Source organism: Enterococcus italicus, from assembly GCF_023743875.1.
GTDB lineage: Bacteria > Bacillota > Bacilli > Lactobacillales > Enterococcaceae > Enterococcus_G > Enterococcus_G italicus.
The window spans coordinates 1,060,551-1,073,405 of record NZ_JAMRVB010000001.1 but is presented as its reverse complement, the minus strand read 5'-3'; the positions used below and the strand labels follow the sequence as shown (position 1 = coordinate 1,073,405).

The 12,855-nt window shown below is 35.4% G+C and carries 8 protein-coding genes; all 8 read left to right on the top strand.

Annotated features, from left to right (window positions below; translation table 11 throughout):
- Positions 1-85: 85 nt before the first annotated feature.
- The 8 genes from NE257_RS05145 to NE257_RS05110 all read left to right on the top strand — a co-directional run bounded on the left by NE257_RS05145 (position 86) and on the right by NE257_RS05110 (position 12,802).
- Complete coding sequence (locus NE257_RS05145; protein ID WP_251885942.1) at positions 86-598, top strand: hypothetical protein; 513 nt, start codon at positions 86-88, stop codon at positions 596-598.
- A complete protein-coding gene (locus NE257_RS05140; protein ID WP_251885941.1) occupies positions 580-1,536 on the top strand; it encodes a GH25 family lysozyme in 957 nt (318 codons plus the stop codon). Before NE257_RS05145 ends, NE257_RS05140 begins: the two co-directional genes overlap by 19 nt.
- 179 nt (positions 1,537-1,715) lie before the next feature.
- Positions 1,716-2,525, top strand: a complete 810-nt coding sequence (locus NE257_RS05135; RefSeq protein WP_251851702.1) for an ABC transporter permease — start codon at positions 1,716-1,718, stop codon at positions 2,523-2,525.
- A gap of 12 nt (positions 2,526-2,537) precedes the next feature.
- On the top strand, positions 2,538-3,755 hold the full coding sequence (locus NE257_RS05130) for an ABC transporter ATP-binding protein (RefSeq protein ID WP_251851701.1): 1,218 nt from the start codon (positions 2,538-2,540) through the stop codon (positions 3,753-3,755).
- The gene (locus NE257_RS05125; RefSeq protein WP_251851700.1) at positions 3,745-6,996 is read left to right on the top strand and encodes a glycosyltransferase; all 3,252 of its coding nucleotides are present in this window, start codon (positions 3,745-3,747) and stop codon (positions 6,994-6,996) included. The genes NE257_RS05130 and NE257_RS05125 overlap by 11 nt, the downstream gene beginning before the upstream one ends.
- Positions 6,997-7,012: 16 nt before the next feature.
- Entirely contained in the window at positions 7,013-9,151 is a 2,139-nt protein-coding gene (locus NE257_RS05120) for a glycosyltransferase family 2 protein (RefSeq protein WP_251869141.1), read from the top strand.
- Positions 9,152-9,260: 109 nt separating this feature from the next.
- On the top strand, positions 9,261-10,394 hold the full coding sequence (locus NE257_RS05115) for an LCP family glycopolymer transferase (protein ID WP_251885940.1): 1,134 nt from the start codon (positions 9,261-9,263) through the stop codon (positions 10,392-10,394).
- Between the two features lie 266 nt (positions 10,395-10,660).
- Positions 10,661-12,802: a peptidoglycan D,D-transpeptidase FtsI family protein gene (locus NE257_RS05110; RefSeq protein ID WP_251885939.1), complete on the top strand. Its 2,142-nt coding sequence runs from the start codon at positions 10,661-10,663 to the stop codon at positions 12,800-12,802.
- Positions 12,803-12,855: the final 53 nt, after the last annotated feature.

Below are 12,855 nucleotides of genomic sequence, written 5' to 3'. Positions count from 1 at the left end.
CGTTCTTTATAAAATCTACCAAACTTAACAAATATGATAGGGGTTAATTAAAGATGAAAGAGATGATAAAAAAATTGGGATAGGGTTGGCTTTCGCAAGTCTCACGTTTTCTATTGGTGTTCATGCTGAAGAAAATAAACAAGATTCAACGAGCAATACGGATACCGCAAGTTCAACAGAAATAACTACATATAATTCTACTCAAACAAGTGAATGCTACCCTGGCAATGAAGATACGCAATCAGCTAATCAAACGACGCAGGATTCAGCAGAAAGCACGGATACGGTATCTGGTTCTATTCAGCAATCTTCCACTGAGGAAAGTAGCACTACGGAGGATTCATCCGATAATGAAAGAATGGCTATGGTTAATAAACTTTATTCTTCTGCAGGTCTTAGTTTTCCATTAGGTCGATCAGATATAGAAAACAATAGTACTCAGAAGACTTTCTTTGGAGGCATGTTTTCACGTGCTTCAGTGAATACAGGTATATCAGTTGAAAATACGGAAACTCTATCAAAAGGCTTTGTTGATGTCTCTTCCCATAACGGTGCTTTGACAGTGGCTGATTATAAAAAATGCAGGAGTATGGGATAACTGGTGTTGTAATAAAATTAACTGTATATACTACTTATATTAATCCGTACGCAAAAACTCAGATTGAGAATGCGAAAGCGGCAGGTCTGAAAGTATCAGCTTACCATTATAGTTGGTTTACAACTAGCGAAGATGCGTGCACAGAAGCTAGATTCTTTGCCAATGCTGCTAAGTCGTTCGGATTAGATAGTAACACAGTGATGGTCAATGATTTTGAAGAGCCTAAAGTACTCGGGAAAGGAAATCATACTGTAGATTCATTAGCTTTTGCCAATGAATTAGCAAAGCAAGGCTATGCGAATGTTGCTCACTATGCTTCTTATAGTATCTTCACCTCGGGACTACTAAATGCAGATACACTGGGTTATTCTAATATCTGGGTAGCTGCTTATCCGTCTGAGGTATCGAAAGAAAATTTTTATACTGATTTTACTGCTTGGCAATGGTCATCGCAACTCGTATTTCCAAATGTTTCAGGTACATTTGACATTTCTGTAGATTACCAGGGACGATTTACTATCTCTGCTGGATCAAATGCAATTTACCGAGCTTATAATCCTAATTCGGGTGAACATTTCTACACTAAAAATACTTATGAGTATGACAATGTTATCTCAGTAGGGTGGCAACCAGAAAATGTTGCATGGCTTTCTCCTCAAATTGGAGCGTCGATATACCGACTATATAATCCGAATAGTGGGGAGCATTTTTATACCCTTTCATTAGCCGAAAATAATTATTTAAGTGATATTGGTTGGCGTGAAGAAGGAGTAGCATTTTATTCTTCATCCAACAAAGAAGTGCCTGTCTATCGCTTATATAATCCTAATGCTAAAGGACCTGGTGCACATCATTATACGACAAGTGCTGGTGAGCGCGATGTATTAGTTAAGCTTGGATGGCGTAGTGAAGGAATTGCTTTTTATGGAACAAAATGATAACTTAGGTTCTTCTGCCGTTAATTGAGACTGATTTCATCGCAAAAGCTTAAATAATTCTTTAATAATAGGCACTTATTCAAGAGTAATTTTACGCGAACTTGCTTATCTCTCTTTTGTTATGTAAAATCAAAGCATTGGAAAGAATAAAATAAATTTGATATATGGAAGGTATGTACATGTTTAAGGAAATTTATTATTTTTGTCACGATATTTATCAGAATAAAAAATTGTTGATTCAGTTTTCGGTGAATGATTTCAAATCTCGTTACGCAGGATCGTTACTTGGGATATTTTGGGCTTTTGCTAACCCGCTAGTTACGGTACTGACCTATTGGTTTGTGTTCGATATTGGATTGAAAGCACCACTCACAGATGGTAAATATCCGTTTATCCTATTTCTATTAACAGGTATGGTTCCATGGTTTTATTTTTCAGATGTACTAGGATCGGCAACAAATGTATTTAGAGAGTATAGCTATTTAGTAAAAAAAGTCGTCTTTAACATTCGAATTTTGCCAACATCAAAATTGCTATCTAATTTAATCATGCATAGCTTCTTTATTTTAGTGGCTCTGGTTGTATCAGTTGCATTTGGTATTTATCCGAACTGGCACTTTCTTCAATTGTTTTATTATATGTTTGCATTAATGTGTTTCTTAACTGGACTGACTTGGTTTACAGCCTCTATTCAGCCTTTTTTCCCAGACGTGAATCAGTTTATCGCGATTATAATGCAAGCATTAATGTGGGGAACACCGGTTTTATGGAGTATTAATCAATTTTCTAATCCTACAGTACAATTCGTACTAAAATTAAACCCTTTATTTTACGTCGTGCAAGGTTATCGTGATGCTTTCTTTGGAGGATCATGGTTTTGGGAAAATCCGACACTATCATTGTATTTTTGGATTGTGACATTGCTACTGTTGGTACTTGGTAGCAATATTTTCAAAAGATTAAAACCTCATTTTTCAGACGTACTTTAAGGAGATAATAGAATGAAAAAACAAGTAGTAGAAATAAATCATCTAACAAAAACGTATAATATGTATGCCAATCCCACAGCGCGCTTAAAAGAAGCTCTACATCCTGGAAGAAAGAGTTATCATGATGTTTTTTATGCCTTAAATGACGTGAATGTTCACGTGAATGAGGGGGAAATGGTCGGTTTTATCGGGGAAAATGGTTCTGGTAAGTCAACTATTTTAAAAATAATCACAGGTGTTCTAACTCCAACGTCTGGAGAAGTCAAAATTGTTGGAAACATTGCTGCCTTATTAGAATTGGGTTCTGGTTTTAATCCTGAATATAGTGGCTATGAGAATATCTTTTTAAACGGAATGGTTTTGGGATACTCACGCGATCAAATGCAGGAAAAAGTGGAGGATATTATTAATTTTGCTGATATTGGTGATCACCTTTATCAACCGGTAAAAACATATTCTAGTGGGATGTTTGTTCGATTGGCATTTGCGGTAGCCATTAATGTCGATCCAGATATTTTAATTGTCGATGAAGCATTGGCGGTAGGTGATTTAGAATTCCAGCTTAAATGTATGGAGAAATTTACCGAATTTCGTAACCAAGGGAAGACGGTCTTATTCGTATCGCACGATGTAAATGCAGTACGCCGCTTTTGTGATCGAGTGTATTGGCTAAAGAATGGTGTTGTTGAAGCTGAAGGCGAAACAATGGAAATCACCGAGGAATATGAAAACTTTCTCAAGAAAAAATCCATGACTACTGTTGACCGTGAAAAGAATATTGTGGAAGAACATTCGGCCATTGATATTGTTGATGTAAAAAGTGCAGAATTATTGGACGAAAATCTAAAGCCACTTGATTTAGTGGAACAAGATAGCAAAGTATTTATCAAAGTAACCTATGATGTGAAAAATGATCAGGTTAAGCATCCTGTACTAGGTGTTGCGATTCGTACTGTGAATAACCAATATGTTTGTGGATTAAATACGTTGCTCGATAAAGTCTCAATACCTTGGAAAAAAGGCCTAAACACTTTTTATATCGAGTATACTAAAATGGCATTGCTCGGAGGAGAATATTATTTTGATGTTGCTCTGTTTGAAGAAAATGCAACAGTTCCGTTTGTTTATAAAACAAAATACTTAACGATGTTCATTACCGGTAAATATGTAGGTGAGGGCATTGTTGTATTAGACCACGAATGGAAAGGATCAGTCTCAGATGAAATATGATTTTGATATGTCTGTCGATGAACATACTAGTTTAGGAAAAATTGTTGCTCAGATTTATGAGGGGTCGACTGTTTTAGAGTTTGGTCCTGGAAATGGTCGAATGACAAATTATTTAATGCAAGAAAAGAATTGTGAAGTATCGATTGTAGAGTTTGATGAAGAACTCTACAATTTTGTTATGCAGTTTGCCACTGATGGCTTTTTAGGGAATATCGAAGAGTATTTATGGTTGGATTATTTTGGTAATAAACGATTTGATTTTATTGTTTTTGCGGATGTATTGGAACATTTAGTTGATCCAGAAAAGGCGTTGGCTAATGCAAAAAAACTTTTAAATCCTGAAGGGAAAATTTTAATCACTTTCCCTAATTTAGCACATAATTCCGTTTTAATCGGCTTATTCAATAATGAACTTGATTGGAAAGAATTCGGGTTGTTGGATCATACGCACAATACATTTTATACGCAACCCGGCTTTGAGCAATTATTTGAACGAATTGGGTTGAATATTGCAATAGAGGATTTCACCTATTCCCAAGTCGGACAAAATGAGATTGCTACGACCTACGATCAATTACCTGAAAAAATCCAGTATGCATTTAAGACGAGACCATTTGGCGAAGTATATCAATATTTTTATACGCTTAGTTTGAATCCTGTTGAAAATCCGATACGGAAAAAACCAGAGAATTCGCATTTTGTAAAACATGTTCAACTGGCATTTGAGAAAAACAACCAAGTTTCCATTGCTACACTTCTATATAATCAATTTACTGGTGAAAATCAATATTCTGTGCACGAAATTGATGATAGTGTTGATTCATTAAAAATCGTCCCTTTTGAAGGCTCAGGAGTAATCAAATTTTCCGCAACGTTAAATGGAAATGTTGTGAAGCCAGCCAAAACCAATGCAGTTTGGGCAACAAAAAACACGTATATGTTTAGTGGAATTGATGAAAATCCATATTTTACGTTTGAGAAGGACCAAATCGCAGGTAAAACGATTGAACTATATTTTAATATCATCAGTGAAAATGAATTTTCTGATGATGAAAAATCAGTGATGGCTTATTCGAAAAGACAAGAAAAAGAAATCAAAGAATTAAATGAACAAAGACGGATTGAAAAGGCGAAAGCAAATGAAATAGCCAAAAATCAAATGGAAAAAGTCCAGTTTTTATTAGACCTACCTGATGTAGAATCTGGAATCAAAAAAGTAAAATCGCATGCACTACGAGACTACAAAACCTACAACGAAAATGAAATGCCAGAAATTAAACTTACGATTGAAACAATCGAAAATGATTTAGAAAGGCACGTTGCGATTATCAAAGGGTGGGGTTTTGATAAAAAGCACAAGCGACCTTTAAAATACAAGCTACCAATTTTTGAAGGAATTTATTATAAAGTGACTGGTTTGTATAGAAAAGATGTAAATGATATGTTTGATTTACAAGAGAAAGAGAAGTTTGGCTTTATTATTGAAATCGAAAATAAGGAAATTGAAAAAACAATTGGCTTGATTGTGACAACTTTTGAAAAAAATGACTATCAATTGAAATTTAATAGAGAAAATTTAAATAATACACCTTTACTTAAAAGACTTCGCTATCTATTAGGAACGATTCGATCACAAGGATTAGTAACAACATTGAAAAATCGAAGAAATAGATTAATTAATGAAGATGCGTATCAAACTTGGATAAGTGAAAACGAACACTATAACCTTGAAGCGGTCAGATCTCAAATAAATCAATTTGATGTGCAACCTAAAATATCTTTGGTAGTTCCTGTCTATAATGTTGAAAAAAAATGGTTGGATGCATGTATTTCTTCCCTTTTAGGACAGTATTATCAAAATTGGGAACTTTGTTTAGCAGATGATGCTTCCACAAATCCAGAAATTCGACCATTAATTGAAGAGTATGTGCATTCGGATAATAGAATTAAGGCTGTGTTCCGACCTGAAAATGGTCATATTTCCGAAGCAACAAACTCTGCTATTGGACTGGCAACAGGCGATTACATTGGCTTTTTAGACAACGACGATGAATTAGCACCTCACGCTCTTTTTGAAGTTGTAAAAGCAATTAACGAAAATCAAGAACGAGACTTTATTTATACTGATGAAGACAAGATGACAACAAGTGGCAAGAGATTCGATCCTTTTTTCAAACCAAATTGGAATGAAGAGTTGTTATTGGGTCATAACTATATCACGCACTTTGTTGTAGTAAGTAAAAAAATTATTAACCAGATTGGTGGATTAAGGTCAGATTTTAATGGCAGTCAAGATTATGATTTTGTTTTGCGAGCAACTGAGGCAGCGAATGTGATTTTCCACATTCCGGTTATTTGCTATCATTGGCGCACGGTCGAAACCTCTGTGGCATTTGATCCTGCTAGTAAAGAATATGCTTATATCGCTGGTAAAGAGGCGATTGTAGCTGCTCTTAAGCGAAGAGGTATTTCAGGTAAGGTTTCTATGACAAAAAACTATGGTGCTTATAAAGTTGATTACGATTATGACGACACACCGACTGTATCCATAGTTCCTATCGGCAATTATGAAAGAGTTAGTTTGTGGGTCACAGATATTTTGGATAACACCTTGTATAGTAATTTTGAGGTAGTGCTTCCTTTGAAATTTAAGCAAGCTTTCCCGATAAGTGATCAAAGGGTGACATTCGTCCCAGGTGAGTCATTTCAAGAACTAGTTGAAAAAGCTACAGGTGAATACCTTGTATTGATGAATGAATGGCTATCTCCAAAACAAGCATCGTGGTTAAAAGAAATGCTCAATTATCTAATGAAACCAACTGTTGGCCTAGTTACTGGGAAAATAATTTCTAACTCGCTAGAAGTTTTAAATGTTGGTACAACTATTAATAATGAAGAAAAAAGTGTTATCTTTGATGATTTAGGTACTCCAGAAAGTTCGATTGGTTATTATTTTAGATCTGTGTTGCCTCGTGAAATATATAGTGTTACAACTGACTTCGTTGCGTTGAGTAGAGAAGATTGTATCGCATTAATGTCAGATTTCAACGAGGAATCTGAAGTTATTCAAGGCGCACTTTTGGGGCAAGATATGTATATGAAGCTAAAGAAAAAGGTGATTTTTAATCCTTATAGTGAAATGATTTGGTTGAATAAAAAAAGCAATCCTTTTGAAGAAATTAACTGGAATGATCGTTTTTCATCTATAAATGATCCGTATAAAAATCCAAATGTATTGTAAGAAAGGAGCTTAATTAATGGATGAAGGATTAGAAGTATATATTGATAGCATTATGCGAAATAAAAAAAATAAGCACCTAGTTATTCAAGGATGGGCATATGATTTTCGTTCAAAATCCATTCCCAAGATAAGCTGTAATGATTCTGCCACTATTATAGAAAGAAAACAAACAAATCGAAGTGATGTGGCAATGGCAAAAAAAATAAGTGGCGATGTAAAAGTTGGTTTTACCGTTGAAGTTGAAGCAAAACAAAATATTGACTTAAGACTTAAGTTTTCGACGGATAATGCAGAAAAAATTGAGCCAATTGATGTACAGGAGACTTATCCATTTATTCCTGAAACTGAGAGTGGACTAAGTAAAGCTATCAAAAAGAATAGAAAAGTATTAGGATATATCAAGAGAAATGGACTTTTAGCCACATGGCGTAGATTCAAACTTGAACAGAAAAAAAATACCAATGAAGAATACCTCAAATTTATCGAAGTTCATGAAAAATGGGATTATGATCAAATTTCTCAAGAAATAAAGAACTTCGATTACCAACCTAAAATTAGTATTTTAATGCCGGTCTATAACGTTGAAAAAAAATGGTTAGACAAATGTGTTCAGTCAGTGTTGGAACAAGTATACCCAAATTGGGAATTGTGTATGAGCGATGATGCATCTACAGACCCACAAGTTAAAAAACTACTGACATACTACCAATCAAAAGATGAGCGAATTAAGGTAGTTTTCAGAGAGCAAAATGGCCACATTTCTAGAGCAACAAACTCAGCACTAGAGATTGCTACAGGAGATTTCTGTGCTCTTTTAGATAATGACGATGAACTAGCACCAATTGCATTGTATGAAGTGGTTAAAAAGTTAAATGAAGATGCCACCTTAGACTTGATTTATAGTGATGAGGACAAAATCGATATGGATGGTCGTCGATTTGATCCGGCATTTAAGCCTGATTTTTCGCCGGATTTACTATTGGGAACGAACTATATTTCTCACCTAGGTGTTTATAGAACGGAAATTCTACGAAGTATTGGTGGGTTTAGAGTCGGCTATGAAGGAGCACAAGACTACGATTTAGTCTTACGATTTGTGGAAAAAACAACAGCAAATAAGATTGCACATATTCCTAAAGTCTTGTATTATTGGAGAATTTTACCGACTTCCACAGCCGCAGATCAATCAACAAAAGGGTATGCTTTCGAAGCTGGTCTAAAGGCCGTTCAAGATGCACTCACTCGTAGAAATATTAAAGGAAAAGCATCCCACGCTTCAGGGAATGGACTATATGATGTTAACTATGAAATCTTAAAAAATGAACTAGTTAGTATTATCATTCCGACAAAAAATGGCTATGAAGATTTGAGTCGTTGCTTGTCTTCAATAGTTGAGAAGACCAGTTACACTAATTATGAAATTATCATAGCAGATAATGGAAGTGATGATCCAAAAGTAAAACGGTTATTTCAAGAATACCAAGAAAAATTAAAGCATACATTTAACGTTATCTCACTACCGATACCTTTCAATTATTCTAGAATAAATAATTTGGCAGCGGAAGAAGCCAACGGAAGCTATCTATTGTTCTTGAATAACGATACAGAAGTTATTTCATCTGATTGGCTGGAAAAAATGGTCTCATTTTGTCAATTTCAACGTATAGGTTGTGTCGGAGCTAAATTATACTATCCTAATCATACTATTCAACATGCGGGTGTTGTCTTAGGATTAGGCGGTGCGGCAGGACATCCGCATCATACGTATCCACAAGGAGATTTTGGTTACTTTGGTAAACTAGAAATCAACGTAGATTATTTAGCTGTAACAGCGGCCTGTATGATGGTCAAAACATCAGACTTTAAGCAGGTAGGTGGCTTTAATGAAGAACTAACAGTTGCATTTAATGATGTTGATCTTTGCTTAAAAATTTATGAGTTAGGAAAAAACAATGTTTTCCTTCATGGCGTCGAATTGTATCATTTTGAATCACAGTCTAGAGGGTATGAAAATACACCAGAAAAGCAAGCGAGATTCGAGGAAGAGACACAATATATGCAAGACAAGTGGGCGCACTATATTGCCAATGATCCATTCTACAATCCTAATTTGACTAGAACAGCGGGCAATTTTTCACTTAGAAATGGAATCTAGTATGTTACAAAATGATTAAATTAACCGAATTCTTCCAGATTGAATTGCACATGTCATTTTGTTATGGCAAAATCTTTACTGTGCGAGATAAAATGAATTGAGGTGCAAAATGCAAATCTTTCGAAAAATTTTGGTAGGTGTATTTGCTTTCGGTATAGTGATTGTGACTGCAGGAACAGTATATGCGGCTCACTTATTTCAGACAACCTCGGATACGTTTGATGAAATTACGTCAGGTCGTAAGTCTGATATGCGAAGTGAGGATGTCAGTATTGCGGATAGTGAACCATTTTCTATTCTGCTCATGGGTATTGATACTGGAGCATTAGGTAGGACAGAGCAAGGTCGTTCTGATAGTATGATGGTTGTTACTGTTAATCCCAAAACCAAGCAATCAACTATAGTGAGCCTAGATCGTGATATTTTAACAAACATTGTTGGCTATGAACCAAATGGTACTGCCTATTTTGACAAGTTAAATCATGCCTATGCCTTTGGAAGTGTAGATATGGCGATGGATACAATAGAAACACTGCTTGATATACCGTTAGATCATTATGTTTCCATAAATATGGAAGGCTTAAGCGATTTAATAGATGCTGTAGGTGGTATCGAGGTTGATAATAAAATAGACTTTACATTAGATGGCGTTCATGTACCAATCGGAAAACAAACATTGAACGGGGAAACTGGGCTTGCTTATGCGCGAATGCGCCATGAAGATCCTGATGGGGACATTGGTCGACAAAAGAGGCAGCGCGAAGTTGTTGAGAAGATTTTGCGAAAAGTTCTTAGTATGGATAGTGTAACAAATTACCAAAAAATACTAAAAGCGGTTAAGAGTAATGTACTCACAGATTTATCATTTAATGAAATGTTGACGATAGGAAAAAATTATACTGCTGCATTTGATTCTGTAAAGAGTTATCAGCTGCAGGGTGAAAGTCAAACAATTAATGATGTTTACTATCAAATACTTGGTGTTAATGAATTGCTTTCAATTCAAAACACATTGAAAAAGCAATTGAATTTGACTGAAAGTGCGAAGCTAGTCATCAATCAAGATTTTTACTATTCTACAAACGGACTTTTAGGCGATCAGTTCTACGATGATACTGATTATACTAGTGCCTCGGAATACCCGTATGAATTTGGAGATAAGTCTTCTAACAACTCAACGACAGCAACCTCTGATTCAACATCGCAAGATTCTGAAGAAGTAGTAGATAATACGAATCAATAATAAAAAAGTGTTTGAATTCGTTCAAGCACTTTTTACTTTTCCACATAAAAATTTGCTAAAAAAATGTTTCACAGTGGAGTGAAGAATTTTTACGAAAAAATCAATGTTTATGCTATTTTCTAAACAGGTGGAGCGTAAGGTCTATTTTCTCGTGAAACATATACAAGAAAATTCTATGAAGATTTCTTAAAAAATACTATTTTCCCTCCATATTCTTTTTTTTCTGCTAAAATGAAAAATGACGAAAGTAAGGAAGGAATTATCAAATGAAAAAGGGCAAGAAAAAACAACAGTCATCTTCAATGAAAGAAAAATTACTCCAGGCAAAAAACGGACCATTGATACGAAAAGGTCATATTCCATTTCGCTTAAATTTCTTGTTTCTTGTTATTTTTTTGTTATTTGTAATTTTAATCATTAGATTAGGTAATCTCCAAATCGTAAACAGTGAGAAGTGGTCAGAAGAAATTACATCTGGGACTGTAACAACGATTAAACAAAGTACGCCACGGGGGTCCATTTATGATGCAAAAGGGAACTTACTAGCGGGAAATCAAGCCAATGCGGCGATTACATTTACGAGAACATCCTCTATGAGCGCGGAAGATCTATTAGCTACTGCAACTAAATTGAATAAATATATCGATGTTTCTGTTGATGATCGTTTAACAGAGCGTGATTTAAAGGATTTTTACTTAGCTCATACAAAAAATCTTGAAGCAGCACAAAAAAAATTAAGTGCCAAAGAGCAATTATTATCTAGTAGTGAACAGTACAGTAAAATGATTGAAGATGTATCTGAAGATCAGTTGAATTTTAATGAGGAGCAATTAAAAATTGCGACGATTTTTACTAAATTAAATGCAGGTGAGAATTTAAAAACCACTTATGTAAAAAATGAAGACGTAACTGACGAAGAACTGGCGACTGTAGCAGAGCATGCTTCTGAGCTTGCTGGAGTGTCTACTGGTACGGATTGGTCTCGTCAAGTGAACACGACGAGTGCAGCTTTAAAGAGTATTATCGGAACAGTCTCTACATCTGCACAAGGGTTGCCAGCTGAAGATGCGGAGGAGTACTTGAAAAAAGGTTATTTTAGTAACGACCGTGTTGGAACGAGTTATTTGGAAAAACAATATGAATCCGTCTTACAGGGAACTAAGTCCGAATACGAAATCACGATGAATAACAAAGGGACAATCGAGAGTACCAAAGAAGTATCTGCCGGAAGTAAAGGCAGCAATTTAAAATTGACAATTGATTCAGCTTTTCAAGAAAAATTGGATTCAATTGTTAAAACTAATTACCAACAATTAATTAATTCGGGAGCTGCACAATACTCAGACGGAATATATGCAGTAGCTATGAATCCCAAAACGGGTGCGATTTTAGGTATATCTGGATACTACCATCAGGCTAATTCGAAAGAAATTCAACAAAATGCTATTGGCGTCTTTCAGGCTGCGGTGGTACCTGGTTCGGCTATTAAGGCAGCGACAATCACGACAGGATGGGACAATAAAGTGATTAATGGAAATCAAGTCATTTTAGATCAGCCCATCTATTTACAAGGTTCAGCTGCAAAAGCCTCAATTTTTAACCCAACAGGATCGAATAACCGATACATTAATGCCGCTAAAGCATTAGAAATTTCTTCAAACTCATACATGATTCAGATTGCATTGAAATTAATGGGTATTAACTATCAAGGTGGTTATATCAGTATTCCAGCAATTAGTGATCAAACAAAAGCGTATGAAGAACTACGAGCTGGTTTTGCTCAATATGGTTTGGGTGTGAAGACAGGAGTTGATATTCCGAATGAGCAGACTGGTGAAAGTCCGGATGTATCAACCTTATCAGAATCAAATGGCGATGGCGCAAAAATCCTCGATTTAGCGTTTGGTCAGTTTGACACGTATACACCTTTGCAAATGGTACAATACATTTCTGCTATTGCTAATGGCGGTGAGCGAGTAGAGCCTCATTTTGTAGAAGGAGTCTACGATAATGACGAAAATGGGAATTTAGGTACATTAAAAGAAAGCATCGCAACAAAAGTGTTAAATAAAATTGATATTACTTCCGATGAATTGCAAATATTAAAAGATGGATTATATGATGTAGTTCATGGAACGGATGCATATACGACAGCGAGACCTTTAGCAAGTACCAAAATGACCGTATCGGCTAAGACTGGTACTGCCGAAACAAGTATTACGACTGAATCGGGTCAACTAGTCGAGCTAAATAATCACAATGCAGTTGTTTACGGACCTACGGATGATCCAGAGATTGCCATCGCAGTAATGGTACCAAAAATCAAACAAACAGATACCACTTATCCCAACTTAGTCATTTCTAAGCAGATTATGGATGCCTATTACGATATGTATATGGCAAAATGATTTTCTAAGCCACTGATAATTGACCAGATTCAAGTAATTTGGTATATATAAAT